Raw genomic sequence first — 24,882 nt, forward strand, 5'->3', positions numbered from 1 at the left:
GAACCGCCGCCGACGCTAAGGCGCCGGTTGCGGCGGTTGGATCGGGTTCGGGACGAAGGGCAGACCGGGAATCGTCTCGTAGGGCAGCGTCGGGACGGTCGGCGGCGGCGGTGGCGTGCTTGCCGGCGGCTGAGTGGTCGTGGGTGGCGGCGCTTCGCTGGTCGGCGGAGGAGGCGCGGTCGTCGTCTCCGGGGGCGGCGGAGTGGTCGGGGGTGGTTCGGTCGGGGATGCGGTCACCGTCTCGGTCACCGGCGGCGGTGGCGCCTCCTGCGTGGCGGTCTCGGGTGGCGGGGCCTGCGTCTCCGGCGGCAAAGGCGCCTCCGCGCTCGTGGCCGGAGGCTGTGAGGGGGCCGTGGTCGACGCCGTCTCCGGCGGGGTATCGCCGTCGCGCATCACGAAGATGAGGGCCGCCGCCAGTGCGACCAGCACCACCAACACGCCTGCCCCCAGCGCCACCTCGGGCCGGCGGTACCAGGGCAGCGCCTTCGCCGAGCGCTCGTCGTCATGCGGGTCGGGCTGGAACTGGATCTGCGGCCGGACGTCGTCGGGGTCGGCAGGCGAGTCGTACTCGTAGTGACCGGTCGGCGCCACGTCGGGAACGTCGTTGGCGTCCGACCATGCCAGTGCCCCGAACTGGCCCGACGGAGCCATCTCGTCGGCCGCCGGAACCACCTCGGGTGCCATCTGCGTGGCGGGCGCCGCCGCAGCGGCGGCAGCGGCCATGGCTGTCTGGTCGTCGTCGACGGTTCCGCGCACGGCCGTCAGGCCGGAGCCGATGGCCGCGGTCAGCTCGGGTTGACCGTTGGTGATTATCGGTACCCGGAAGCGGTCGGACAACGTTGTTGTGATGATCGGGATTCGCGCTCCTCCGCCGACGGTGGCAATCGCAGCAAGTTCGCGAACGCCGTTGCGCTCCAACGTTTCCTGCAGCACGCCAGCGAAGTCGGTGACCGGATGACGGATCGCGTCGTCGAGTTCGTTGCGCGTCAGCCTCACCTCGCCACGGTGTCCGGGCACGTCGGCCATCAACGAGGTGACGCTGGCGGTGGACAGCCGCTCCTTGGCGTTGCGGCACTCGGCCCGCAGACGCGTCAGCGAGCCGATCGCCGACGTACCCGACAGGTCGATGTTTCCCGCCGCCGACAGATCGTTGATCACGTGGGTGAGCAAGGCCTGGTCGACGAGATCACCGGAGAGATCGGTGTGGCGAACGGTGGGAGCAAGCGGCGCGTAGCCCGCGTCGGCGTCGAGCAGCGTGACGCTCGTCCCGGTGCCGCCGAAGTCGCACAGCGCGATGACGCCGCGCGTCGGCACACCCGGGTCGTCCTGCAGCGCCCGTACGGCGGCGGTGGCGTCGGACACCAGCGGCGCGGTGCCGAACTCCGGCAACGCGGCCAGCGCATTGCGCAGGCTTTCGACGGCCGCCGGACGCCAGTGTGCGGGATAGGTGACCGCGACCGGGTCGACCGGTGGCCGGCCGCCCGTCAAGGTGAGCAACAGGGCGCGCAGCGCATCGGCGAGCACACCGTCGGCGAGGTGGGTGGAACCGTCGGCCGCGACGATGCCGACCGGGTCACCGACTCGGTCGACGAAGTCGGTGAGGATCAGTCCACGCTCGTTGAGGTTGGGATTCTCGCTGGGCACCCCCACCTCGGGCGGCCGGTGCCCAAAGCGCGTCAGCACCGCGGTACGCGACAGCGCCGCTCGGCCCACGACCACCGCGGTCAGGCGTGTGGCACCTATCGAGAGCCCTAGCCCCTCTGACATGTCTTCCCGTCTCGATCAGATTGTTGTCCGGAGATGTCCATCTGATCAGACGGCGAAAACGTTACTCAGCGGATGGTCCCGAACCCGGGAATCAGTGGTAGATCGAGCGCGGTGACCCAGCCCGGGGACAGGTCGTTGACGGCAGGCACCGCGTTCAGCGCGCGCAGGCCGGTCGCGAGGCACCCGGCGGCCGCGGCATCGCGCCCCGAGCCGTCGGTGAACCTGAATGCGGTCTCCTGGAAGATGCTCGGCGTCCCCTCGATGTCGACGCGGTAGACGTCGTTCTGGTTGCCGGTCGGCCAGTCGGGTGCGGCGTCGTCGCCGATCCGGTTGACGTGTTCGAGCTGGATGCGGGTCTTGCCCTGGTAGAGGCCGTTGATCGTGAACCGCACGGCCGCGACGTTCCCCGCGGGGATGACGCCCTTGGCGGACTTGCGTTCGTTGGGGGTCACCCACTTGTCGTAGGTCGTGGTGATCTCGTCGAGCATGATGCCCGCCGCGTGCGCGATCATGGGAACGGTTCCGCCCCAGGCGAAGACTAGGATGTCGGGGGTTTCGAGCATGGCCTTCTTCTCGGGGGGCCTGCCGATTCCCATCTCACGCTCGTAGTCGCCGGTGTAGTTCGTGTAGTCGAGCAGTTCGGAAGCACGTACCGTACGCACCTCGGAGCACAGCCCCATCAGCGTCATGGGGAACAGGTCGTTGGCGAAGCCGGGATCGATGCCGGTGGTGAAACAGGACGCCTCGCCGAGCTCACAGGCCGCGGTGATGGGTTCGATCCAGTTGGGCGGGTTGAGGTGCATGGTCGGCCACACCCAAGGGGTCATCGCCGTCGAGCAGACGTCGATCCCCGCCCGTAGGAACCGGGTGATGAGGTTGATGTTCTCCTCGGCGTGCGCGGCGGTGGGTCCGTAGTGCACCAGGGCGTCGGGTTTGAGCGCGATCAGCGCGTCGATGTCGTCGGTGGCGGTGATTCCCAGCGTCGTGTCGAGACCGCAGACCTCTCCGACGTCGCGGCCGACCTTGTCGGGGTTGCTGACTCCGACGCCGACCAGTTCGAACAGCGGATGTTTGACGATCTCGGGGATCACCATCTGGCCGACGAAGCCAGTGCCGAAGACGACGATCCGCTTCTTCTGAGAGTCAACAGTCACGCGGTATCCGTTACCTTTCGCTCGGCCCCCGTCGTGACCCTAGCCGCCGCGCGAACCGACGGTGTAAGAGCTGCCTGGGAACGCCGAGTACGGATCCGATTTCGCCCCATGAGAGTCCACAATCACGGCCGGACCGGACGGCTTCGGCGTAGCGAGCCTGCGCGCGAGCGAGATCATCGCGAGCCTCACGAAGCTCGCGCACGCTCGCGCCGGAGAGCATGTCGTTCAGCACTCGGTCGGGCCCGGCGTCGTCGCCCGGCCTGTCAGGCGCACGCTCTATCTCGTCCATCACCCTTTGACGAGCGGCCTTCAACTCCGGATGGTCTAACCACCACGGCTTCGGACCGACCCCACCCCAGGCACCATCCGACCCAGCCGCGTCATCAATTGATGACGCCGTTGCGTCGGCACTATCCCCCGCCAACTCGTCGCAGGGCGCTGGCTCGGGCTCGTCGCATTCGCCCGGCGCCCAGCCCAACTCATCGAGCACCCTTTGACGGGCGGCCTGCAACTCCGGATGGCCAAACCACCACGGCTTCGGACCGACCCCACCCCAGGCACTACCCGACCCAGCCGCGTCATCAATTGATGACAGCGACGTCTCATCACTATCCATTCCGGAGAGCGTGCCTGCCACGTCTGACAAGCACGGTCGGCAAGCCCGGGAATGTTTACCGCTTCTGCGGCATTATCCACGCCATGACAACAGCAAGCGGAAAGCCACTCGCGGGACGACGGGCACTGGTCACCGGGGCGTCACGGGGAATCGGGGCCGAGATCGTGCGACGGCTGGCCGCCGACGGAGCCGCTGTCGCATTCACCTACGGCGCGTCGACGGCCGAGGCCGAGAAGCTGGTCGCCGAAGTCGCCGCCGACGGTGCGACGGTCGTGGCGATCCAGGCCGACGCCGCCGACCCCGAACAGGTGACCCACTCCGTCGAGGAAACCGTCGCCAAGCTCGGCGGCCTCGACATCCTCGTCAACAACGCAGGCATCGCGATCCTGGGCGACGTCGCATCCTTCCCGGCCGACCAGTTCGAGAAGATCGTGGCGATCAACATCCGCGGCGTGTTCGTCGCGATCCAGGCAGCACTCGCCCACCTCGGCGAGGGTGGACGCATCATCAACATCGGCAGCATCAACGCCGACCAGGTCCCGGGTCCCGGCCTGGCGGTGTACGCGATGACGAAGGCCGCCGTCGCGGGATTGACGCGCGGCCTGGCTCGCGACCTCGGGCCCAGCGGCATCACCGTCAACAACGTCCAGCCGGGCCCAATCAACACCGACATGAACCCCGACGAAGGCGAATTCGCCGAAATGGCAAAGAAAGTCATGGCCGGCGGTCGCTATGGTCAGCCCAGTGACGTCGCTGGCGTGGTCAGCTATCTGGCGGGCCCCGACACCGGATACATCACCGGCGCGCACTGGAACGTCGACGGCGGATTCACCGTCTAGGGCCCGCAGTCCTACCTTGAACTGCATCGCGGCGGTACGGCCACCCGTCGACCTTCCCGATCGAGGAGTCGCCAGACAACTCAGAAACAGCGGCGCAACCCGCCCGGCTCACACTGCAGCGGGTACTGGGTGACGGGGATCGACAGCGGCCGGTTGAACTTCAGAGTCAGCGGCGCAACGACCATTGCGGGCGCATCGCCGCACTCATCGCCGTGCAGCACCTTCATCTGGCCGGTCAATGAATACCCGTCGAATCGGAAGATCACCTGTTGCGGGGCTGTGGTGCCGTCGGGACATGTGCGCTTGGCGTCGTTGTAGACGAATTGCCACATTCCGTCGACCATGCGCGCATCACGGCCGGCCAGATTGGACGGCCCCACCTTCAACGAGCACGCGACCGGCAACAGCAGCGGATCACGCAGGTCACCCACCGTCGGCACGCAGATCGGCCAGATCTCCCAAGTGCTTTGCGCCTGACCGTCGATGTTGACGTCGTAGACGCCTTCCGGAGTACCCGGCGCCCTGGCGGCCGGGCCCTGCGCCTGAGCCGATGCAACGACCCCAAGAGCGGTGGCAATCCCGAGGAGGGCCACGACAAACCCCTTGACGAACCTCACGATGGCACCCCATTCACCCGGCAGAAGACCTTGAATCCCGTGCAGTATTCCAGTGCACAGCCTGGTCCGTCACCCCTTTGACCGCGCCCGGCGTTTCAAGCCCCTGACCGAGCGGGTAGATGCGTTCGGGGTGATGGCAATGAGACGACTGGCGGTGTTGGTCGCTGTCGTCACCCTTTTTTCCGGCCTCACTGCGTGCTCGACCGGCCAGCGGGTGGACCTCGGCGGCGAGTCGTCAGGCAATCTCATCGCCGCGATCGCAGGCGAACCCGATCAGCTCGACCCCCACAAGACCAGCGCATACTTCTCGTTCGAGGTGCTCGAAAACGTCTTCGACACGCTGGTCGAACCGGATGCCAACCTCGAGATGCGATCGGCACTGGCCGAGTCGTGGACCGTCAGCCCGGACCAGCTCGCCTGGACGTTCCGCCTGCGGCCGGGTGTCACGTTTCACGACGGGAGCCCGTTCACCGCGGACGACGTCGTGTACTCGTATCGCCGCATCATTGACGAGCAGCTGACCAACGTCGACAAGTTCAGCGCCGTCACCGATGTCAGCGCCCCTGACGCCGAGACCGTGGTGATCCGTCTCGAGCAGCCGACACCGAACCTGTTGACGAACATCGGCGGCTTCAAGGGCATGGCGATCGTGCAACGTGCCAATGTCGAGAGTGGCCAGATCGCCACGCATCCGATCGGCACCGGCCCGTTCTCGTTCAGCGGTCAGAAGAGCGGCGATTCCATCACCCTCAAAGCGAACCCGTCGTTCTGGGATGGCCCGCCGAGCGTTTCGGGGGTGACATACCGCTTCATCTCCGAGCCGACGACGGCATTGTCGGCGCTGCAGGCCGGCGAGGTCGACTGGACCGACTCGATCCCGCCCCAACGAGTGACACAGCTACGCGACGACGACTCGGTGAACCTGGCAGTCACCCCTAGCAACGACTACTGGTATCTCGCACTCAACGAGGCGCGTAAACCCTGGAACGACGTGCGGGTCCGTCAGGCCGTCGCCTATGGCATCGACCGGGACGCGATCGTGACCGCCACCAGCTACGGCACTGCTGCGGCCAACCAGCTCGCGATCCCCGAGGGCAATCCCTGGTACACCGACTACCACCGATACGGCTACGACATCGAGAAGGCCAAGGGTCTGTTGCAGGAAGCCGGGGTGACCAACGCCGACCTCGACATGCTGGTCACCAGCGAATACCCGGAGACGGTGACGGCCGCGCAGGTCATCGCGGATAACCTTGCACCACTTGGCATCACGGTGAACATCCGCACCGTCGACTTCGCCACCTGGCTGGACGAGCAGAATAACGGCAACTTCGACATGCTCATGATGGGCTGGCTCGGCAATATCGATCCCGACGACTTCTACTACGCACAGCACCACACCGGCGGCACCAGCAATGCGCAGAAGTTCTCCGATCCGGAGGTCGACCGACTGCTCGATGCCGGACGGGTCGAGACGAATCGCAAAGCGCGCGGCGATGTTTACGCCCGCGCGGCGACAAAGATCGCCGACGAGGTCAGCTACATCTACCTCTACAACCCGTCCGTGATTCAGGCGTGGAGCACCAACGTCTCCGGCTTCGAGTCTCGGCGCGACGGCGCAGTCCGGTTCCGCCACGTCCAACTCGATCAAGGCCAGTCACAGTGACCCGCTTCGTGACTCATCCGATCGCGCGCTTCCTGGCGCGCCGGCTCGCCTATTCGGCGGTCGTCTTGCTCGGCGTGCTGATCGTCGTCTTCGCGTTGGTGCACCTCGTACCGGGAGACCCGGTGCGCATCGCATTGGGCACGCGCTACAGCCCGCAGGCGTACGAAGCCTTGAGGTCGGCGAGCGGTCTCGACAAACCCATCGTCGAACAATTCTTCAGCTACGTCGGTTCGGCGCTGACGGGAGACCTCGGCGTGAGCTTCCGCAACGGTGATCCGGTGACGGTGATCCTGTTGGAGCGACTGCCCGCGACGGTATCGCTGGCCGTGGTCGGCATCGTCGTCGCGCTACTGATCGCAGTGCCGGCGGGCATCTGGTCGGCGCTGCATGAGGGTCGCGTCAGCGACGCGATCATCCGGGTCGCCAGCCAGTTCGGCGTGTCGGTGCCGGACTTCTGGATGGGCATCCTGCTGATCGCGCTGTTCGCGACGACGCTCGGCTGGCTTCCGACGTCGGGATATCAACCGCTGCTGGACAATCCGGGTGGCTGGCTGCGCCACATCGTGCTGCCCGCGCTGACAGTGGGGCTCGTCGCCGGAGCGATCATGACCCGGTATGTGCGCTCGGCGGTGCTGGAGGTCGCGTCGATGGGATACGTCCGCACCGCGCGGTCGAAGGGTCTGTCGCCGCGGGTCGTGACATTTCGGCACACCGTGCGCAACGCGCTCATCCCGGTGCTGACGATCACCGGCATCCAGCTCGCGACGATCCTCGGCGGCGTCATCGTCGTCGAAGTGGTGTTCGCGTGGCCCGGCCTTGGCCGCCTCGTGTACAACTCGGTGGCGACTCGCGACTATCCCGTGATTCAAGGCGCGGTGCTGCTCATCGCCGCGCTGTTCCTGCTCATCAACCTGATCGTGGACGCACTGTACGCGGTAGTCGACCCGAGGATCCGGCTGTCATGACCGCCGACACCGATACGCGGGTGTCCTCGTGGCGCCTGTTGCTGGGCAACCCCGTCACCGTCGTCAGCGGGGCGATCCTCATCGTCATCGCCGTCGTGGCGCTCACCGCGAATTGGATTGCGCCCTTTGGCGTCAACGACGTCAACGTGCCCGACGCGTTACAGGGTCCCAGCGGCGCGCACTGGTTCGGCACCGACGAACTGGGTCGCGATGTGTTCTCCCGCGTGCTCGTCGCGACGCAGGCATCGCTACGTGTTGCGGTGATCAGCGTGGCGTTCGCTGTCGTCGTCGGCGTGACGATCGGCGTCGTCTCCGGTTACCGCGGCGGCTGGCTGGACACGATCTTCATGCGCGTCGTTGACGTCATGTTCGCGTTCCCCGTCCTGCTGCTGGCGCTCGCGGTGGTCGCGATTCTCGGCCCCGGCATGACGACCACTATCCTCGCGATCGGCATCGTCTACACACCGATCTTCGCCCGCGTCTCGCGCGCCAGCACGCTGAGTGTTCGGGTCGAACCGTATGTTTCGGTGTCCCGCAGCATGGGCACCGGCCACCTCTACATTCTCGGCAGGCACATCGTGCCGAACATCGCCGGACCGCTGGTGGTGCAGACGTCACTGTCGCTGGCGTTCGCGATCCTGTCGGAGGCGGCCCTCTCGTTCTTGGGTCTCGGCATTCAGCCGCCGCAGCCGTCGCTGGGTCGGATGATCTTCGACTCGCAGGGGTTCGTCACCATGGCGTGGTGGATGGCGGTGTTTCCAGGCGCCGCGATCTTCATGACGGTGCTCGCGTTCAACCTGCTGGGCGATGGTCTGCGTGACGTCCTCGATCCCAAGCAGCGCACCATGATCGAGGCCCGCGCACGCAAGGAGCGAAATGCGCAGGAGCGACAGCGGTGAGTGACCCGACCCTGAGCGTGCGCGACCTACGGGTGCGCATCGGCCAACGCGAGATCGTGCACGGCATCTCATTTGACGTGGCGCCCGAGCAGACGCTGGGCATCGTCGGCGAGTCCGGATCGGGCAAGACGATGTCGGTGCTCGCGGCGACCGGACTGCTGGACGCACCGGGCGCATCGGTGTCCGGTACGAGCACGCTGGCCGGCGACGTCCAACTCGTCGGCGCATCTGATCGGCTGTTGCGCAGCGTGCACGGCGGCCGCATCGGCTTCGTCTTCCAGGATCCGGGCACGTCGCTCAATCCCCTGCTCACGCTCGAACGCCAAATCACCGAATCACTTGAGACACATCGTCGGATGACGCGCAGGCAGGCCCGCGACCGGGCCCTCGAACTGCTGGAGGCGGTCGGACTGCCGGACCCCGAGACGCGTCTGCACGCCTATCCGCATCAGCTGTCCGGCGGACAGAAGCAGCGCGTGATGGTCGCCATCGCCATGGCGTGCGACCCAGAACTGTTGGTCGCCGACGAACCGACCACCGCGCTGGACGTGACGACGCAGGCGCAGATCGTCGACCTGGTGCGGGATCTGCAGCGCGACTTCGGCACCGCTGTGGTGTGGATCAGCCACGACCTCGGCGTGATCGGCCAGATTGCCGACGAGGTCACCGTGCTGCAGGGCGGCCACGCCGTGGAGCAGGCGCCCGTCCTCGATGTATTCGATCGCCCCCAGCATCCCTATACGCGCGAACTGTTGCACGCCCGCCCCGTCGTCGGCGCCGACGGTCCCCCACCGCCTGCCGATGACGCCGACACGTTGCTCGACGTCGAGGGCCTCGATGTGCGTTTCGACGTGCGCACGCCGCTCGGTTCGTCGGTCGTCCATGCGGTGAAGGACCTGTCGTTTACGATCCGCCGCGGCACCACCCTCGGGCTCGTCGGCGAATCGGGTTCGGGTAAATCGACGGTGGCCGCCACGCTCACCGGCCTCGTCAAACCCGATGCGGGCGCGGCGAAACTGGGCGACGCCGATGTTTTCGGTGTGCGTGGCTCCGCTGAGAAGGCACTGCGCAGGCGGATCAGTCTGGTGTTCCAGGATCCGTTCTCGACCTTGAATCCCCGCACCCGGGTCGGCACGGCGATCGAGGAGCCACTGTGGGTGCACCGGGTGGTGAACGGCAAGAAGGCGCGCCGGGCACGTGTCGACGAGCTACTCGAACTCGTCGGTCTGCCAACGTCGTTCGCGTCCCGGTATCCGCACGAGCTGTCCGGTGGTGAACGCCAGCGGGTCAGCATCGCGCGGGCTTTGGCCGGCGAACCCGAACTGCTCGTCCTCGACGAAGCGACTGCGTCGCTGGATGTTTCGGTGCAGGCGCGGGTACTGGATCTGCTGGCGCGGCTGCAACGCGACTTGGGATTGACCTACCTGTTCATCGCCCACGACCTCGCCGTCGTACAGCAGGTCAGCCACGACGTCCTGGTGATGCGAGGCGGCGAGGCCGTCGAGTACCGTTCCGCCGCCGAGCTGTTCAGCGCGCCCGAACACGACTACACCCGAAAGCTACTTGCCGCGGTGCCTCCGGAGCGACCCCGGGCCTGGACCTGACCCGTCTATGCCTAAGGTGTCGCCATGACTCAGCTCAGCGACAAGGTCGCATTGATCACCGGCGTCTCGTCAGGATTGGGCGCCGTCGTGGCGCAGGTTTTCGCGGAGCGGGGAGCGAAAGTCTTCGGCATTGCGCGCCGGGCCGACGAGATGGCGACGGTGTTCGAAACGGTGCCCGGCGGGAAGTATGCGTCGGTCGACATCTCGTCGCCGGAAGCCTGCCGGGGGGCTGTGGCGCAGACCGTCGAGGAGTTCGGCCGGCTCGACGTGCTGGTGAATGTCGCGGGCTTCCACCAGATGCGGCACACGACGACGATGACCGACGAGGAGTGGAACCTCGATCTCGCGGTGAATCTGAACGGGCCGTTCTACCTCTGCCGCGCCGCGCTTCCCCACCTGTTGGAGACCGGCGGCAACATCGTCAACGTCACGTCCATCGCCGGCGTGGAGGGCGAGGTCTACTCCGCCGGCTACTGCGCGGCCAAGCACGGACTGGTCGGGCTGACCCGTGCGCTGGCCGTCGAGTACACCAAATCGAACATCCGGGTCAATGCGCTCTGCCCGGGCGGCATGCCGACCCCGCAGGCGACGGAGTTCACCGCTCCCGAGAACGCCGACTGGGATCTGATCATGCGGATCGCCTCCCCGCGCGGGTTCATGGAACCCTCCGACGTCGCGAAGGCGATCGCGTTCCTCGCCAGCGACGACGCCGCCGCCATCCACGGTGCGGTGTATCGGATCGACAACGGAAAAGGCGCCGGCTGAGCCGGCGCCTTGACGCAAGCTGACCCGGTGCGGGGGCACCGGGTCAGCGAGCGGACGTTAGATCCCTTGGTTGCGTCGGCGGCCCAGGAAGAACGCCAACCCGATGGCGCCGAAGCCCAGTGTCCCGATGACGCCGGCCGACACCATGAGGAAGATGTCGCGGCCGGACAGGCCTCCCGTCGACGTGTCGTCGGACGCCAGTCGCAGGCGGTAGTCACCCGGCAGCGGACCCTCGGCGGGCGCCTCGAGACCGGGGAACTGTTGGGTACGGTGCACCTCGAATTGCCGTTCACCGGTGGGTGACTGGTTCCAGACACCCCACGCGGGAGTGACGCCGTCGAGCAGCACCTTGCGCTCACCGAACTGCGGGTCGTCGCCCACATCGACGATGCGGTTGACCCGGAACGGCTCATACCGTGCGTTCGAGTAGTTCACGAACACCGGCACGTTGTCGTAGCGCATCACCGGCGGCGGGGGCGGTGGCGGAGGCATTCCGACACCGGGGTAATAGCCACCGCCGAAGAAGCTACCGACCGCGATATTGGACACGGCTTGTGCGACGTTGGCGGCCGCGATGACCGGGGCCAGCAGGGCGGCGGTGAAGCTGTAAGCCGCGTACTGGGCAGCCTCGAAGACCATCCTGCCCAGCGGCGGGACGATCATGATCCGCGGCGTCATCTCGTACATGTAGACGATGCGCACCGGGTTCCGATACGGGTTCAGGATGATCGGCCGGTAGTACTCGTCGTACTGCACCCAGTCCGGCCGCCATTGCCGCACCGGGCTGATCAGCTCGACCGGCGGATCGACGGCGAAGTTCGTCGTCGCGCTGGTGTTCACCTCGAGGCCGGGGAGCTTCAGGCTCGTCGAGATCTCGCTCGAGAACGATGCGAGCTCCTGCTCCTGCGCCGGGGCGGGGATTTTCTCGTCGACGGGCGCTGCCTTGCTGGCGAGCTGGACGTCCTCCTCGGGGGCCTCGAGCGTCTGCGGCTCGATGGTCTCTATCTCCTTGGCGGTCTGCTCGATGGACACCGTCGGCGTCTCGGACTCGTTGCTGCTCGTCTCGGACGCAGACGTCTCGGCCGACTCGCTCGTCGAGGTCTCGCTGGGCGAGGTCGTTCCGCTGGTCTCTGTGCTCGACTCCGCTGCCTCCGACGACGGAGTGGAGGTCGACGCCGACGACTCCGCCGCCTCGCTCGGGCTGGTGGCGGTGGTAGCCGCGGTCGAGGACTCGGGCGACTCGGCCGCGGTGGTGGCCTCGGCCGATGTCTCGGGCGTCGCGGTGCCCGGCGCAGGCGTGATGGGAGCCTGCGAGGCCGTCGTCACGTCCGCCTCGCTGGGCTCGGCCGGCGCGACGGTCGTCACCGGAGGAGCCTCTGCGGTTGACGGGGCTTCCACCGGTGCCTGCGTCTGGGGCGCTTGCTCGACCTCAGCGGGAGCCTGGGTCTGCGGTGCTTGCGGCACCACGGGCGCCGGCGCCTCGGCGGGGGCCTGCGGGGCCTCCTCGACGGGCTCGGGAGCCGAGACCTCCGGCGCTGGGGCGACCACGGTGGTGGTCACCCCGCTGTCGTCGCCGGGAGCGGCGATCGCCGGGGCCATTCCCCCAGTCAGTGCGGTCAGTGAAATAACGACGCCGGTCGCCAGAACTGCGACGACGCCTCGCTTCGAGCAAAATTCGAGGGGTGCACCCACGTTTATCGACTCCTTCAATTCCCCCGACGAGTTGCCTGGACCAGGAGCGGTCGCTGCGCTGATCTCAGAAGGTTCATCGCTAGTCAGACTCAGGTGTTACACACAGACCGAGACGGCGGACGATGAGGACCCCGAGCATCGGAACGAGTCGGGCTTTGGATGCCGCGCAGACCCTCGTGGCCTGCGGTTAGGGACGGCGGCGGCGCGCGGCGAAGACGGCCAGGGCGATGCCGATGACCGCGATGATCGGCCCGAGCACCGACCAGGTGGTGGTGTTGGTCATCGGGCTGTCGCTGACGATGACGCCGAAGCCCTGCAAGGTGAACACGATGCCGAAGAACGCGACGAGCAAACCCAGCACGATGATGGCGATCCGCATGACTTCACCCTACGGTTTCCCAACGATCTATCGGTGGCTCGTACGCAAGGCGGCGCAGACCGGCCGGCAGCGGAGGAGACCATTCAGCCGGGTTCGCGACTGGTCGTCGCCGCCCTGGCCAGGTGACTCTGCCCGGTCTGCGCAGCCGCAGTCGGCCGAATTGGGATCGGTAGGGACTCCGCCGGTATTGGCTGACAGCACCGACCACGGTGCATCCTGCCCGCGGCCCAGCACGCAGAGGACATTCGATGACAGCGAACCCCGCCACACGCGTCTTGTTCGCGGCGGCCGCGATGGCCACGGCCACCTGGGTTGCCGCGTGTTCGACAAGTACGACCGATACCGGTGCCGGCACGACCGCGCCGGCCGCGACAACCACGGTGACAACGACGGTGACCGCGCCGACGACGGTCGCGCCCGAGCCGTCGCCGACCACGACGAGCACGCCGACCGTGGCGGCAGGTGACTGCGCCATCAACCCGGCGAACAGGCCCGTGCCCGTCGTCGAACGGTATGACGCGGTGTCAGAGGCCGACCAGATCGACGTCTCGATCAGCGGCATACCGTCGGGCACCGTCACCCCCGGCGCAGCACCAGTCGAATTCGAGGTGGAGCTGTGCAACACCTCCCCGGTCTCCTACCCGTCGGTGGGTGTTGTTGTGGTGCTTGAGAATTGCAGCTGCGTGCCCGACGGGCTCCCTATCGCCAAGGGCACCGTCGACTATTTCGATCCGGCTGCCGGCAGCTGGACCCCGCTGGAGCACCCCGCTGCGGGCACGGGTACGGACTTCATGGGCGGTTACGAGAACGTCCAGGAATTCCCGAAGGGCAAGACCGTCTCACTGCGCTACCGGCTCACGCTCGACCCGTCGATGACCAACGGCGAGGGCGGCGTCGCGGCGTACGCGATGAACGCCGATGGATCGCTGAACCAGTTGGGAACGGCGCGATTACCGTTCAACGTCAGAACCGGCGGGTAGGCCGTCAGCGGCGGCGCCCCAAGTACTTCGCGTATGCCTCGGCCGCCGCGGCCAACTCAGGACGCGCGTCGAGCAGCGGCTGCATCTTCTTGCGTGCCTCTTCCCGCTTGTAGGGCAGGAACTCGGTCGGGAAGTTGCCTTCGTGGCGGGTGTAACCGCCCAGCACGCGGCGGGCGACGGTCGCCTTGTGCACCTCGTCGACGCCATCGGCGATACCCATCGTCGGCGCGGCCGCGTACATGGCCTGAATCGGGGTGAGGTCGGTGGTTCCCAGCGATCCGAGGATGTGCAGCGCGTTGAACGACACTTCGCGCAGCGTCTTGGCCATCGTGAACTTGACGGCGGCGATCTCGGTGCGGGCCTCCTGGGTGGACGTGTTGTCGATCTTCCAAGCCGTCTCGAGGACGAACAGGCGCAGCATCTTGATCATCGCGTAGGACTCGGCGATCTTCTCCTGCACCATCTGGTGATCGGAGATGAGTTTGCCGTGCGACTCCCGCGACAGTGCCCGCTCGCACATCATGTCGAAGGCGAGGTTGCACTGCGCGATGGTGCGCATCGCGTGGTGGATGCGGCCGCCACCAAGTCGTCTCTGCGCCAACGTCTTTGCGCCATCTTCGGGACCGAGAAGGTGGTCCAGCGGCACACGGACATCGCGGTAGACGATGTGATTGTGGTTGCGCGGCTCGGGCATGATCTCCACACCCGGCGTGTCACGGGGAACGACGAACATGCCGTTGGTGCACATCACGAAGAGGATGTCGGCCACCCGGCCGGCTGAGGTGAACCACTTCTCGCCGTTGATGACCCATTCGTCGCCGTAACGGACTGCGGTCGTCCTGAACAGGTTGGGGTCGCTGCCGCCCTGCGGTTCGGTCATCGAGTAGGCCGAGAAGATGTCCTGGTTGAGCAGCGGTTTGAGCCACCGCTCCTTCTGCTCCTCGGACCCGTAGGCGGCGAGCATCTCCATGTTGCCGGTGTCTGGTGCCGAGGCACCGAACATGTGTGGGGCTCCGGCGTACCGACCGATCACCTCATTGAGCAAACCGAGCTTCAGCTGACCGAAGCCGGGACCGCCGAGCTCCTCGTCGAGGAAGATCGCCCAAAGGCCCTGATCTTTGACCTCTTGTTGCAGTTCGCGCACATAGGCCTTTATCGCGGGATCAGGCAAACGCACGGCGTGCGGAAAGATGTGGTCGAGCGGCTCGACCTTTTCCTCGCAGAATTCCTTGACCCAGTCGAGTTTGCGTTGAAACTCCGGTTCGGTGCTGAAATCCCAGGCCATTCAGATCCCCTTGACATCTGTCCCGTGCCGCCGACATCAGTAGTTGTCCACCAGACGCTACGCCGCACCCCTCGGGCTTACCGAAGGCGCACACGTGCCGGCACGGCCGGAGGTTTGAATTTGACGGATCGGGCAAATCACATGTCCGTTAGTTCCAACGCAATACATACAAGAGAAGAGCGTGACCATGATCATCCTCGGCATCATCCTGCTGTTGATCGGCTATTTCACCAGCCTGTCGATCCTCTACACCATCGGCGGAATCCTCATTGTGGTTGGTGTCGTGCTGTGGATCCTTGGCGCAGTCGGCCGTCCGGTCGGCGGGCGAAAAGTCTGGTTCTAGCGCAGGAGGCTCAGCGGCGGCGCTTATCGATATCCGCGCCGCAGGAGATGTTTGGCGCCGGCATTCATCGCGGCCTGCGTCGCCATATCGAAGTCGAACGCATTGGCCAGTCGGGCGGTGATTCCAAAAGCCAGACCGACGGCCAATGCGTCTTCTATCTGCGCCCGGGTGACGCCGGCGTCGAGCACACCACGCATATCGTCGACATCGATCGCCTGCCCGCAGCTCAGCTTGGCGAGCATATGCAGCGTGGCGCGAAGTTGTCCGTCGATCGGCGCGGTGTCCAGATCCGCAAGGGTGGCAGCGACTTTCGTGGCATCGCCGAACCACAGGGTCGACGTAGCAGAGTGCGCGGCGACGCAGAACGGACTATCCACGCCCTTGGCGACTACAGCCGCCATCAGCTCCCGGTCGCCGACCGACCAGTCCGACGGCCCGCGCATCGCCTCATGGGTTAGGGCCCCGGCACCGTAGAAGTCGGGTCGGTAGAACGCCAGCTTGACGGCGTCGACCACGGGATGACCACTGACCACCCGGATGATGGCGAGCAGGGCTTTCGTGGGCAGGCGGTGGCCGCGATCGAGGATTTCGAGCCTCATCGGGAGCCGCCGGTTTCGCCGGTGGCGGCTGCCAACGCCGCGAGCGCGCCGGTGTACTGGCGGTCCGCCTCACCAACCGCGGCGCACACAACGATCTCGAAAACATGGTCCTCGCTCAGACCGTGGGCGCAGGCGGCGTTGAAGTCGTCGTCACTGACTTGGTCGGCGTGACGAGCCACCTTGTCGACCAGGGACTGCAACGGCTCATCAAGGCCGGCGGCCTCGAACGCCGCGCGGCGCATCTGGAGTGGCGCCGTCCCGCCGCTGCCGAGGACGCGGGCGATCAGCTCGCGATGCAGTCGGTCGATATCGGTCATCGAGCCCAGTCTTTCAGGATTCCGTGGTGCGGGGAACAAGGCGCAGCCGGACTCCGCCGGGCCGACACGGCCGGAGTCGATTCCTGACAGACTCGGGCGGTGAGCCGACAACAGCTGCGGGCGTTGCTCAGCATTGCGGCCGCGGTGTGCGTACTCGCCGGCTGCACGCAGAGTGCTCCACCGGAACCGTCACCTGCACCGACGTCCGCACCCACCACCGCCCCCGTGCAGCCGATGGACCAGCCGACGTCACCTGGTCCGCCGGCAACTTCCTCCGGAGCACAACCGAAGATCTCGTCCGATCCGGCGCAGCTGGCCGACGACCTGGTGGCCGATGAGCGCTCGCTGCGTAACCCGTCGACGGCGGAGCCGGCGCTCACCTCGGCCGCCCGCCGTCAGCAGGCCGCCTATCGGGCGATCGGACGCAACCCCGACTGGGATCCGATCATCCGTCCTCGGATTCCGCCGGAGCTCGTCGCGACGTATGACCGCAACGTCGACGCTCGGCGTCAGCTGTATCCGATGACCGAGGTGAGAGACACCGTTCCGGCGTGGCGGATCGTCGCCCCCGCTCCCGCGGACGCGTTGATGGCTCACTATCGCGAAGCCGAGGCGGCCACGGGCGTCCCCTGGAACTACCTGGCTTCGATACATCTCATCGAGACCCGCTTCGGCAGCATCGAAGGCACCAGCACCGCTGGCGCACAAGGCCCTATGCAATTCCTGCCGTCCACGTTCGAGGCCTACGGCGACGGCGGCGACATCCACTCACTTCGGGACAGCATCATGGCAGCGGGCCGCTACCTCGCCGCTAACAACTTCGCCGGCAATCCCGACAACGCGATCTTCCGGTACAACAACTCGGATCGATACGTGCAAGCGGTTCATGACTACGCCGAGGTCTTGGCGGCCGACCCCGGCGCGTTCGCCGGCTACTACCGATGGGATGTCTACTACCGCACGACCGCCGGCGACGTCCTCCTGCCGATCGGCTACATCTCGACGGCGCCTATCCCGGTTCAGGCCTACCTGGCCGACCATCCGCAGTAACTAGACGACCATCAACGGCCGCCGCCGATGCGCGGGGAGCGGCAGGTCTCCCTCGAGCATCGTTGGTAGCGCGGACATCTTGCCGAACAGTCGTACTTGCCCAACCCAGCAGTTCGAGCCGCGAAAGCTCGGCTGATACCAGTAGACCCGCAGTCCTGCTTCGACAGCGGCTTGCACACCGACCCTGCTGTCTTCGACCGCGATCGCCGCATCCGGCTCGAGTCCGAGGTCCTGGATCGCGGCAAGGTACAGATCGGGAGCGGGCTTCCAGGTTTGGTACTCGTAGGCAGAGAAATGCGCTCCAGGAAAGTGGCGCAACAGCTTTGTGCGTGACAGTCGGTCGTCGATCGTGTCAACCGGCGAGTTCGACACCACGAATTTCGGGTGATCGATCCGGCCGAGCGCGGCGCCGACACCGGGGACGCATCGCAGACGTCGCTCCAAAAAATACTCGGCGAGCTGGCGCACACGAGGCAGTGCGTCCGCAGGCACGTTGACGCCGATGTGCGCGCACAGCATGTCGATCGCTTCCTGCATGCGCCGATCGGCGACCAGGTCGTTGATGTCCGGCGCGAGGATTGTGCCTCCCAGCTGTCTGGCGAAGCATTGCATCGCAAGCGCTTCCGCGTCCTGGGAGTCGACGAGAGTGCCGTCCAGTTCGAAGAGGATGGCAACATCGGAATAGTTGCTCATGTCATTACCAAATTTCTATTAGTTGATGGATGCTCAGACGAGCGCGGGCGCACCGATGTCGATGTGCGTACCGCTCGTATTTGGCTCTGTGCTCGGTCACTGCTTGCCGCACGTCGGTGACGTGCACACCATCGTTGGGATTCGGTGGCGGCGTGAAGATCACGTCGGTGTGCTGTTCCGTCATGGGGTAGAACACTATGAACGTTGCGATCACGTCGGTATAGGCCGATCGGCCCGTCAGCCTGGTGAAACCGTTGTCCCCCAATCGGTGGACACGGGCCCTCTCCGTCGCGACGGCCGATCAGCGGATATCCGCCAAGCTCGCGGCCGCATACTTTTGACGCAACATCGATGACGAGTGGCTGCACGGCGCCCCGCGTTGGTCGCCGGCAGCTTTCTGGTGCGCGCGTTGGGATTCGCCTACCCCTTCCTGAGCTACGTCGTCACCGAGCGTGGGCATGGCCCCACCGTCGTCAGCCTCGCGGCGGCGAACGCGCCTGCTGCGAGATTGCTGCCTAAAAAAGGGGCGTTATACCGAGCACGCTGCGACGACGTACGTCACAATACGAAGGCCAACGTCTCCCCCGGAGGGATCGGATCGTGGGGTCTTCCAGGATGGCCGCTACTAGGCCAGATCTCAGCGAGCGGTCTTCTTCGGCCGCGATGATCGTCGCGGTGCCGCTGGCGATTGCTGGTTTCGGGGGGATGGCCACGCGCCCATCGCTGTTCGCGCCTCTGCTCGCGCTGGCCGCGGTTCTCTTGGTCGTCAGCGAAATGATCGTGGACAAGCAAAGGATCCGGAAGCACCGTAAGCGGGTCGGGGGTCGGCAACAGCAGCGTCGCGGCGACCGAGGATGGCGAGCCAAACCGAATCTGCCCCAGCGCGAACGGGAAACGCGGGCGCGGGCCGAAGCCGCCGAAGCCCAAGCCCTGGCTGCCGAGACGCGGGAGCGGGCCGAAGCCGCCGAAGCTCAAGCGTTGGCCGCCGAAGCCGACGCGCTCGCCGCCGAAGCCGAAGCGTTGGCCGCCGAGGCGCGAGCGCAGGCAAAAACCGCCGAGGCCGAAGCCCTCGCTGCCGAAACCGAAGCGCTGGCCGCCGAGGCCAAGGCGCAAGCAGAGGCCGCCCAAGCTCAAGCCCGCGCCGCCGAAACCAAGGCTCACTCGCGCGCACGGACAGAAGCCGCCGAAACCGAAGCCCGTGCCGCTGAAGCCAGGAGAAAGGCAGCAGCCGCCGAAGCCCAGGTCCGCGCCGCGGAAGTCTGGGCACAAGCAGAAGCCGCCGAAGCGCAAGCCCGCGCCGCCGAGGCCAGGAAGCAAGCCGACGCCGCCGAAGCGCAAGCTCGCGCCGCCGAGGCCTGGGCACAAGCAGAAGCCGCGGAAGCGCGAGCCCGCGCCGCCGAGGTGGGTGCCTGCTTGCAGACGCAAGCAGAAGCCGCCAGAACCGAAGCCTGCGCCGCCGAGGCCAGGAAGCAAGCCGAGGCCGCCGAAGCCGAGGCCCGCGTCGCCGAGGTGTGGGCGGCGTCGGAAGCCGCCGAGGCCCGTGAGCGGGCGGCCGAGGCGCGGGCTCGGGCTCTGCAGCTGCGGCTGGAAGCCGAAGGCAGGAAACGCTTTCGCCGCACGGACTAAGTATCGTCCTGAGCTCCTACGCCTGGAGCGTTCACGCCTACCTGGCCTACCATCCGCAGTGTCCAGCAACCATCAAAGGCCGTCAGCGGCAGGCGATCTGCGGCAACTCCTCGCGAGCATCGCGGGTAGCGCGGACATCTGGCCGACCCAGCAGTCCTCGACCGCGATCGCCGAGTCGTCGAGGAAACTGTGCAGCCACACATAGGGGCTGGCCTGTTGACTACCGCGCAGCGGGCGCAAAAGCCTTCAGCTGATGAGCGACAGGGCAGGTGCGCTCCACAGGGTTTGGAATATTGTCGAAATCCGATGAAAACGGGGTGCTACCCCCTGTGGTTTGGCCTGCCAGACGCTAGCCTTGAACACAGCACGGGATGGGGCAGGTTGCGTCCAATGGACTTCGAGTCGGTCCGCTGTCCCCTGTTAGACGGCCGCTGGTGCAACTGTGGTGTTAAGCAGCCAGCACCAGGCTGGCCGCCGTCGAACCGCCCTGTGCACAGACGCAGCACTCCCGCCTAGCTCGATGCGCATTTGTCCAACGCTTCGTCGAGGCTGCGGTACACGTCGACGATGGTGTCGATCCCCGTCATTTTGAGCGGACGACCGGTCGAAGGACCATCCGCGACGACGCCAAATCGCGCTGACGGTGCGATCTCTCGGTGCGCGGTGATCAGCAGAGTCATTCCCACTGAGGCCAGAAAGTCAACCCGCGTCAGATCTACGATCAGCGCCGCCGGCCTTTTTCGGACAGCGGCCTCGATCGCGTCGGCCAGTTTGGGCGCGGTGGCCAGGTCCAGGTCTCCCCACACCGCCACTACGACACCACACTCGACCCAGTGCTCGGCGACGCCGAAGTCGATCGTCGGTGGATTCACGGTTACCCTCTCCAAACTCGAGTAAAGGAATCAGCGACAGCAGAGACCGGCCCCGGAGTGCTTCGGAGCCGACCTCTGTTGTGCATGAACAGCTTTAGCGGCTACGAACCGAGCTGCGTCGTCCGACGCTGATCCAGATCAGCAAGACGACAACGGCACCGATGACGGAACCGAGGATCCCTGAAGGTTGCAGGAAGCCCTCTGAGCTGTCTTTGCCGAAGAGCAGGTAACCGAGGAATCCGCCGACGAAGGAGCCGACGACACCGAGGACAATGGTCATCACGACCGATATGTTCTGTCTGCCGGGGACCAGCAGGCGCGCCAAAGCGCCGGCAAGGAGTCCAATGACAATGATGCTCAGGATGAGTCCGATCATGGCGATGAGCCTTTCTATTGAGCGCTGACTGCGCGCTTGGACCGGCCGGTCGAGCGGGTGCCCGACGCTGCTACCAATGCAACACCCCTAAGGGGGGTGCAGCTACACCCCTAAGTAGGTAATCTCAGACCGGTGGCACCGACCCCCAGCTCCCCGATCACCGTCGCCCTCGTTGACGATTACGACGTCGTGCTGATGGGCGTGGCCAACATGTTCGACCGATACCGCGACCGTGTGGTCGTCGCGGAGATCGACTCCAACATGGGTCTAGAAGACGCGGTGGACATCGTTCTGTACGACTCGTTCGCCCAACCTGAATCCGATCACGAGGAGATCGCACATCTGGTTGCCAACCCGAGGGCACGCCGAGTTGTGGTCTACACGTGGAACTTTCACCCTGAACTCATCGAGAGCGCTCGACAACACGGCGCCGACGGCTACCTCTCCAAGACGTTGCCCGCGCGAGAATTGGTCGCGGCGCTCGAGGCGGTGCACGCCGGAGAGACGATCATCAGCGACGTCCCGCCGCGGGCCCGTAGCGCAGTCGGGCTTGATTGGCCAGGTCGTGGCGAGGGGCTCAGCGACCGGGAATCAGAGATTCTGGCCCTCATCACGCAGGGCAAGAGCAATGCCGATGTCGCGGCGTTGACGTATCTGAGTCCCAACACCATCAAGTCCTACATTCGGACGATCTACCGCAAGATCGGCGTGTCCAGCCGCACGCAAGCCGTCCTATGGGGTGTCCGTCACGGGTTCACACCCGACCACAACCGCATCGAACACTGGAAGGGCGGCCCCTAGGCTCGATCCTCGCGACGTACTAGTCGACCTCTCGCGTTTAGAAACCTCCAAGATCACCGACCAACACTGCTCGTAACGGTTCCCGCATTGGAGAGCCACCGAAAACTACGAGCAGCGTCGTCACGGTAATCCGATCGCTGCTCACCGAGGCGAGAGGACATCGTCATGAATGGTCACTGGAAGGCCGTCGAGGTCGCAGTACCGGTCCACATGCATCCCGTGCACATCAACAATTTCATCACCGCCGAGATTCACATCCGTGCCCGCCGGGCCGGAGAAGCCGTTGCCAACGTGCGGATCGGCGCTCCCCGCGAGTCCCGAGGCGATTTCATCGCCTGGACGGCGTCCTACCTGCCCGCGCCGCAGGTGATTGCTGCCTGATGCACGACTCATCGACCTGTCGCGCCCAGGCTCGCTGCGGCTAGATGAATCTCTCCCGCAACGCATTCGGGCGGGGGTTCTTGGCTTTCTGATGTTCCTTTCGTGAGTGACGGACCTATGCGGCAGTCGGACGTCAGGCCATCTCGGGAACGTGCAAGTGGGCGATCGCCAACTCGAAGTTGCACTCGTCGAGGATCTCTGCGGAGGCTTCCCGGGCGCTCGCGGACCTCAGCTCCTCGATCTTGCCCATGTTGTGCTGCAACGCTTCGGAGCTGTCGTAGGCCACCGAAGACACTCCGCGCCCGGTCGCACGGTCGACCAACAGGCTTACGCTGCAAAGCCCTTCGTGTTCGTCCAGTGCGGGCAGCACACCCATCTTGAAGATGTCGATGCCCCGCTCTATCTGGTCGGGCTCCACCTTGACCCAGGTGGCGCGGACGCAGGCGCCCTCACGGCTCTGATGATCACGGTGTAGGACAGCGATCTCCCATTCGGCGACGTCCGGTTCGCCGCCGAACGCCTCCGCGGCGCGTTGACGAATCTCCCGTGCCGCCTCGTCGCTGGCGCGCATCGCCTCCTCGGTCTCCCAGGCGGTGGTGGCGATGCAGCGCCCGGAATCCCGGTCGACCAACAACGAAAGACCGACATAGCCGTCGATGCCCTGCAGCTCGGACATCACATTGTCACGGACATTGGCGATGCCGGCGTCGATGGAATCTTTGTTTGATTGAAGGGTGGTCGTTCGCGCGTACATAATCTGCCTCCTCGATGACGGGGCAGCGTCACGACGGCGCTGCCGTCGGTATACATCGTCCTCCGCTGGGTAGGGTGCGGCAAGGTGCCATCGAACCAAAAACCGTAAACATGTCGCGGTACACCAAACGGCGACTCATCCCGCCGCAGCCGCAGACGATTCGCGTCACGCAAATAGCTACGCGGGCAGATCCACCCGCAGGGCCAGGTGGTCATCGAGTATCCGGCGAAGCGCGGCGTCCATGGGATGCGCGGATGCGAGATCGCGGCCGAGCCGACTGTCCACCACGACTACCGCGCCCGACGGCAGTTCGGCGGTGTCGACCTGATCGACGAACGGATCGAACAGTGCGGGCGGCGTTGCCAAGTAATACAGCGCCCGGCGCGACTGGTTGAACCCGGCGGCATACATCAGCCCGTGTTGGGTGATCACGAAGAGTTCCGAGGTGACCCTGGCGTCCGGGCTCTCCGCTGTGCCCCATGCGACTGCGGCGCGCCGACTCTGTGCCAATCGATCCGGGACGTCATCAGTCAGCGTGAACAAGCTTTCGACGAGTGCTCCACCCTTACCCGGATATGCATCGAGGGCGGGTCTGAAGTACCGCTGGAAGATCGCACCGAAATAGTCGTACAGCTGCTCGCTCATCGCGGCTCCCCAGGTTTCAGACGTACTCCTCTATTGTGCGCCCGAACCCTCTGGTGAGCACGACTTTTGTCAGTGATGGACGCCGATCACCGCCAACGCGGCCTGATACCTCTGCCACGCTCAACTCCCTCATCCAGGGAGTGTCAAGGATCAACCGAAGCAGGTGTAAAGCATCAGCCGAAACACTGTCGCCCATCACCCGAAGCACAAACGTCAAGCATCAGCCGACGTCATACACCTGTCATGGTGGGGCGGGCGGGGCTCGAACCCGCGACCAATGGATTATGAGTCCACGGCTCTAACCAACTGAGCTACCGCCCCCAGCTAATGCGGCACCTATATTCGCATGCGCTAACCCGCGGAGACCGTCTGCCCGTCCTCGTCGACGGAGAACAACTCCGTGCCGTCCGTCACGAGCGGGGCATCCACACCCAGCGACACCATGATCTTGTTGGCGGCGTTGCGCATGATGTCCAGTGTCAACTCGAACGCCTGATCCTCCGAGAAGTGCTGGCGAATCTCCGCGGCAAGGTCGGAGCTGATCTGCGAGGGTGACCAGATCATCGCGTCGACGAACCGCAGCGCCGCCTTGTGCGCATCGGTCAACTTCTCCGACGACTCGTACTGCTCGATGTCGCCGTACAAGTCCTCGGATCCGCCGGCGTCCAGCGCGTTAGTCTCCCGGCGCGACTTGCACAGTCGGCAGTTGTGCTGCGTCGCACCCCGCAGCCGCACGACCTCCGTCGTCACCGGGTCCAGCCCGCGCAGCCGTGCCACTGCGGGCAGGAACCCGTTGAGCAGGGCGTCGGTCGGATCGGAGTCGTGGTCCCACTCGACGGTGCCGCCGTTGCCGTGCCTGCGCAGCCCCAGCGCCTCGAATGCCGCCCACACCCTTGGGACGAAATCAGCGACGAAGATCATCACCACGGTTCGAAACACGTTGTCACCCAGCGCTGTCGCGAACAGCTTGCGCTGATTGTCGGTGATGCCCGATACGTCGACGGCGAACTGCTCGGCGAACGCGCACACCAGTGGCTCGTGCTCGGCTGCCCCGTCGACCAGATCGACCTCCATGGGCAGCGGATGCAAACCCAGCGCCCTGCCGCATGTCAGCCGCATCAGGGTGTCGAGTCGCCCGTCCCCCGACGACATCGCCACCAGACCGCCGATCCGCTCGGCCAGATTCTCGTCACTCAC

26 protein-coding genes and 1 tRNA gene are annotated in these 24,882 nt (G+C 65.7%); 12 read left to right on the plus strand and 15 right to left on the minus strand.

Annotation, left to right across the window (positions count from 1 at the left end):
- Nucleotides 1-15: 15 nt before the first annotated feature.
- The gene (locus G6N42_RS10710; RefSeq protein WP_163729449.1) at nt 16-1,767 is read right to left on the minus strand and encodes an Hsp70 family protein; all 1,752 of its coding nucleotides are present in this window, start codon (nt 1,765-1,767) and stop codon (nt 16-18) included.
- A gap of 65 nt (nt 1,768-1,832) precedes the next feature.
- Entirely contained in the window at nt 1,833-2,921 is a 1,089-nt protein-coding gene (locus G6N42_RS10715; RefSeq protein WP_163729450.1) for an NAD(P)H-dependent amine dehydrogenase family protein, read from the minus strand.
- Between the two features lie 699 nt (nt 2,922-3,620).
- Here G6N42_RS10715 and G6N42_RS10720 point away from each other — a divergent pair.
- Nucleotides 3,621-4,376 (plus strand): 3-oxoacyl-ACP reductase family protein, encoded by a 756-nt coding sequence (locus G6N42_RS10720; protein WP_163729453.1) that lies wholly within the window; start codon nt 3,621-3,623, stop codon nt 4,374-4,376.
- A gap of 80 nt (nt 4,377-4,456) precedes the next feature.
- On the opposite strand, the gene G6N42_RS10725 is transcribed toward G6N42_RS10720, so the two are convergent.
- Complete coding sequence (locus G6N42_RS10725) at nt 4,457-4,993, minus strand: hypothetical protein (RefSeq protein WP_163729456.1); 537 nt, start codon at nt 4,991-4,993, stop codon at nt 4,457-4,459.
- A 139-nt stretch (nt 4,994-5,132) separates the two neighbouring features.
- Here G6N42_RS10725 and G6N42_RS10730 point away from each other — a divergent pair, with 139 nt between their 5' ends.
- From G6N42_RS10730 to G6N42_RS10750, 5 genes are read left to right on the plus strand one after another with little or no spacing between them, the layout of a single operon-like run.
- The gene (locus tag G6N42_RS10730; RefSeq protein WP_163729459.1) at nt 5,133-6,659 is read left to right on the plus strand and encodes an ABC transporter substrate-binding protein; all 1,527 of its coding nucleotides are present in this window, start codon (nt 5,133-5,135) and stop codon (nt 6,657-6,659) included.
- On the plus strand, nt 6,656-7,624 hold the full coding sequence (locus tag G6N42_RS10735; RefSeq protein ID WP_163729461.1) for an ABC transporter permease: 969 nt from the start codon (nt 6,656-6,658) through the stop codon (nt 7,622-7,624). The genes G6N42_RS10730 and G6N42_RS10735 overlap by 4 nt, the downstream gene beginning before the upstream one ends.
- Entirely contained in the window at nt 7,621-8,523 is a 903-nt protein-coding gene (locus tag G6N42_RS10740) for an ABC transporter permease (RefSeq protein ID WP_163729463.1), read from the plus strand. Before G6N42_RS10735 ends, G6N42_RS10740 begins: the two co-directional genes overlap by 4 nt.
- Nucleotides 8,520-10,127 carry an ABC transporter ATP-binding protein gene (locus G6N42_RS10745; protein ID WP_163729465.1) on the plus strand — a complete coding sequence of 536 codons (1,608 nt, stop codon included), beginning with the start codon at nt 8,520-8,522 and terminating at the stop codon, nt 10,125-10,127. The genes G6N42_RS10740 and G6N42_RS10745 overlap by 4 nt, the downstream gene beginning before the upstream one ends.
- Nucleotides 10,128-10,151: 24 nt before the next feature.
- Complete coding sequence (locus G6N42_RS10750) at nt 10,152-10,892, plus strand: SDR family NAD(P)-dependent oxidoreductase (protein ID WP_163729467.1); 741 nt, start codon at nt 10,152-10,154, stop codon at nt 10,890-10,892.
- Nucleotides 10,893-10,949: 57 nt separating this feature from the next.
- Here the strand turns inward: G6N42_RS10750 and G6N42_RS10755 are convergent, their stop codons facing one another.
- Complete coding sequence (locus G6N42_RS10755; protein ID WP_163729470.1) at nt 10,950-12,584, minus strand: hypothetical protein; 1,635 nt, start codon at nt 12,582-12,584, stop codon at nt 10,950-10,952.
- A 187-nt stretch (nt 12,585-12,771) separates the two neighbouring features.
- Nucleotides 12,772-12,963 (minus strand): hypothetical protein, encoded by a 192-nt coding sequence (locus tag G6N42_RS10760; protein ID WP_163729471.1) that lies wholly within the window; start codon nt 12,961-12,963, stop codon nt 12,772-12,774.
- 248 nt (nt 12,964-13,211) lie between these two features.
- On the opposite strand from G6N42_RS10760, the gene G6N42_RS10765 reads away from it, so the two are divergent.
- Entirely contained in the window at nt 13,212-13,943 is a 732-nt protein-coding gene (locus tag G6N42_RS10765; RefSeq protein WP_163729473.1) for a hypothetical protein, read from the plus strand.
- A 4-nt stretch (nt 13,944-13,947) separates the two neighbouring features.
- On the opposite strand, the gene G6N42_RS10770 is transcribed toward G6N42_RS10765, so the two are convergent.
- Entirely contained in the window at nt 13,948-15,228 is a 1,281-nt protein-coding gene (locus G6N42_RS10770; RefSeq protein WP_163729475.1) for an acyl-CoA dehydrogenase family protein, read from the minus strand.
- A 181-nt stretch (nt 15,229-15,409) separates the two neighbouring features.
- Here G6N42_RS10770 and G6N42_RS10775 point away from each other — a divergent pair, with 181 nt between their 5' ends.
- Nucleotides 15,410-15,571, plus strand: a complete 162-nt coding sequence (locus G6N42_RS10775) for a hypothetical protein (RefSeq protein WP_163724392.1) — start codon at nt 15,410-15,412, stop codon at nt 15,569-15,571.
- A 23-nt stretch (nt 15,572-15,594) separates the two neighbouring features.
- On the opposite strand, the gene G6N42_RS10780 is transcribed toward G6N42_RS10775, so the two are convergent.
- Complete coding sequence (locus G6N42_RS10780) at nt 15,595-16,170, minus strand: carboxymuconolactone decarboxylase family protein (RefSeq protein ID WP_163729477.1); 576 nt, start codon at nt 16,168-16,170, stop codon at nt 15,595-15,597.
- Nucleotides 16,167-16,487, minus strand: coding sequence for a carboxymuconolactone decarboxylase family protein (locus tag G6N42_RS10785; RefSeq protein WP_163729478.1), 321 nt, complete (start codon nt 16,485-16,487; stop codon nt 16,167-16,169). Before G6N42_RS10785 ends, G6N42_RS10780 begins: the two co-directional genes overlap by 4 nt.
- A gap of 99 nt (nt 16,488-16,586) precedes the next feature.
- Here G6N42_RS10785 and G6N42_RS10790 point away from each other — a divergent pair, with 99 nt between their 5' ends.
- Nucleotides 16,587-17,537 carry a lytic transglycosylase domain-containing protein gene (locus G6N42_RS10790; protein ID WP_163729480.1) on the plus strand — a complete coding sequence of 317 codons (951 nt, stop codon included), beginning with the start codon at nt 16,587-16,589 and terminating at the stop codon, nt 17,535-17,537.
- On the opposite strand, the gene G6N42_RS10795 is transcribed toward G6N42_RS10790, so the two are convergent.
- Nucleotides 17,538-18,230, minus strand: a complete 693-nt coding sequence (locus G6N42_RS10795; protein ID WP_163729494.1) for an HAD family hydrolase — start codon at nt 18,228-18,230, stop codon at nt 17,538-17,540.
- Nucleotides 18,231-18,830: 600 nt separating this feature from the next.
- On the opposite strand from G6N42_RS10795, the gene G6N42_RS10800 reads away from it, so the two are divergent.
- Entirely contained in the window at nt 18,831-19,856 is a 1,026-nt protein-coding gene (locus G6N42_RS10800; protein ID WP_163729496.1) for a hypothetical protein, read from the plus strand.
- Nucleotides 19,857-20,368: 512 nt separating this feature from the next.
- Here the strand turns inward: G6N42_RS10800 and G6N42_RS10805 are convergent.
- Both G6N42_RS10805 and G6N42_RS10810 read right to left on the minus strand, forming a co-directional pair.
- A complete protein-coding gene (locus tag G6N42_RS10805; protein ID WP_163729498.1) occupies nt 20,369-20,728 on the minus strand; it encodes an STAS domain-containing protein in 360 nt (119 codons plus the stop codon).
- Between the two features lie 94 nt (nt 20,729-20,822).
- Nucleotides 20,823-21,104 (minus strand): GlsB/YeaQ/YmgE family stress response membrane protein, encoded by a 282-nt coding sequence (locus G6N42_RS10810; RefSeq protein ID WP_163729501.1) that lies wholly within the window; start codon nt 21,102-21,104, stop codon nt 20,823-20,825.
- A 132-nt stretch (nt 21,105-21,236) separates the two neighbouring features.
- Here G6N42_RS10810 and G6N42_RS10815 point away from each other — a divergent pair, with 132 nt between their 5' ends.
- Both G6N42_RS10815 and G6N42_RS10820 read left to right on the plus strand, forming a co-directional pair.
- Entirely contained in the window at nt 21,237-21,905 is a 669-nt protein-coding gene (locus G6N42_RS10815; RefSeq protein ID WP_163729502.1) for a LuxR C-terminal-related transcriptional regulator, read from the plus strand.
- 165 nt (nt 21,906-22,070) lie between these two features.
- Nucleotides 22,071-22,286, plus strand: coding sequence for a hypothetical protein (locus G6N42_RS10820; RefSeq protein WP_163729504.1), 216 nt, complete (start codon nt 22,071-22,073; stop codon nt 22,284-22,286).
- Nucleotides 22,287-22,419: 133 nt separating this feature from the next.
- On the opposite strand, the gene G6N42_RS10825 is transcribed toward G6N42_RS10820, so the two are convergent.
- The 4 genes from G6N42_RS10825 to G6N42_RS10840 all read right to left on the minus strand — a co-directional run bounded on the left by G6N42_RS10825 (nt 22,420) and on the right by G6N42_RS10840 (nt 24,882).
- Nucleotides 22,420-23,040: an antibiotic biosynthesis monooxygenase family protein gene (locus G6N42_RS10825; protein WP_163729507.1), complete on the minus strand. Its 621-nt coding sequence runs from the start codon at nt 23,038-23,040 to the stop codon at nt 22,420-22,422.
- A 177-nt stretch (nt 23,041-23,217) separates the two neighbouring features.
- Nucleotides 23,218-23,685 (minus strand): glucose-6-phosphate dehydrogenase, encoded by a 468-nt coding sequence (locus G6N42_RS10830; protein ID WP_163729509.1) that lies wholly within the window; start codon nt 23,683-23,685, stop codon nt 23,218-23,220.
- A 244-nt stretch (nt 23,686-23,929) separates the two neighbouring features.
- Nucleotides 23,930-24,006: transfer RNA gene (locus G6N42_RS10835), tRNA-Ile, on the minus strand.
- Between the two features lie 30 nt (nt 24,007-24,036).
- Nucleotides 24,037-24,882 (minus strand): carboxymuconolactone decarboxylase family protein, encoded by an 846-nt coding sequence (locus G6N42_RS10840; protein WP_174262057.1) that lies wholly within the window; start codon nt 24,880-24,882, stop codon nt 24,037-24,039.

The organism is Mycobacterium gallinarum, assembly GCF_010726765.1.
GTDB lineage: Bacteria > Actinomycetota > Actinomycetes > Mycobacteriales > Mycobacteriaceae > Mycobacterium > Mycobacterium gallinarum.

Bases quoted from the DNA above. Each gene is read 5' to 3' on its own strand.
- G6N42_RS10710 (WP_163729449.1), bottom strand. From the start codon at position 1,767: ATGTCAGAGGGGCTAGGGCTCTCGATAGGTGCCACACGCCTGACCGCG.
- G6N42_RS10720 (WP_163729453.1), top strand. From the start codon at position 3,621: ATGACAACAGCAAGCGGAAAGCCACTCGCGGGACGACGGGCACTGGTC.
- G6N42_RS10730 (WP_163729459.1), top strand. From the start codon at position 5,133: ATGAGACGACTGGCGGTGTTGGTCGCTGTCGTCACCCTTTTTTCCGGC.
- G6N42_RS10740 (WP_163729463.1), top strand. From the start codon at position 7,621: ATGACCGCCGACACCGATACGCGGGTGTCCTCGTGGCGCCTGTTGCTG.
- G6N42_RS10750 (WP_163729467.1), top strand. From the start codon at position 10,152: ATGACTCAGCTCAGCGACAAGGTCGCATTGATCACCGGCGTCTCGTCA.
- G6N42_RS10760 (WP_163729471.1), bottom strand. From the start codon at position 12,963: ATGCGGATCGCCATCATCGTGCTGGGTTTGCTCGTCGCGTTCTTCGGC.
- G6N42_RS10765 (WP_163729473.1), top strand. From the start codon at position 13,212: ATGACAGCGAACCCCGCCACACGCGTCTTGTTCGCGGCGGCCGCGATG.
- G6N42_RS10770 (WP_163729475.1), bottom strand. From the start codon at position 15,228: ATGGCCTGGGATTTCAGCACCGAACCGGAGTTTCAACGCAAACTCGAC.
- G6N42_RS10780 (WP_163729477.1), bottom strand. From the start codon at position 16,170: ATGAGGCTCGAAATCCTCGATCGCGGCCACCGCCTGCCCACGAAAGCC.
- G6N42_RS10785 (WP_163729478.1), bottom strand. From the start codon at position 16,487: ATGACCGATATCGACCGACTGCATCGCGAGCTGATCGCCCGCGTCCTC.
- G6N42_RS10795 (WP_163729494.1), bottom strand. From the start codon at position 18,230: ATGAGCAACTATTCCGATGTTGCCATCCTCTTCGAACTGGACGGCACT.
- G6N42_RS10810 (WP_163729501.1), bottom strand. From the start codon at position 21,104: ATGATCGGACTCATCCTGAGCATCATTGTCATTGGACTCCTTGCCGGC.
- G6N42_RS10820 (WP_163729504.1), top strand. From the start codon at position 22,071: ATGAATGGTCACTGGAAGGCCGTCGAGGTCGCAGTACCGGTCCACATG.
- G6N42_RS10825 (WP_163729507.1), bottom strand. From the start codon at position 23,040: ATGTACGCGCGAACGACCACCCTTCAATCAAACAAAGATTCCATCGAC.
- G6N42_RS10830 (WP_163729509.1), bottom strand. From the start codon at position 23,685: ATGAGCGAGCAGCTGTACGACTATTTCGGTGCGATCTTCCAGCGGTAC.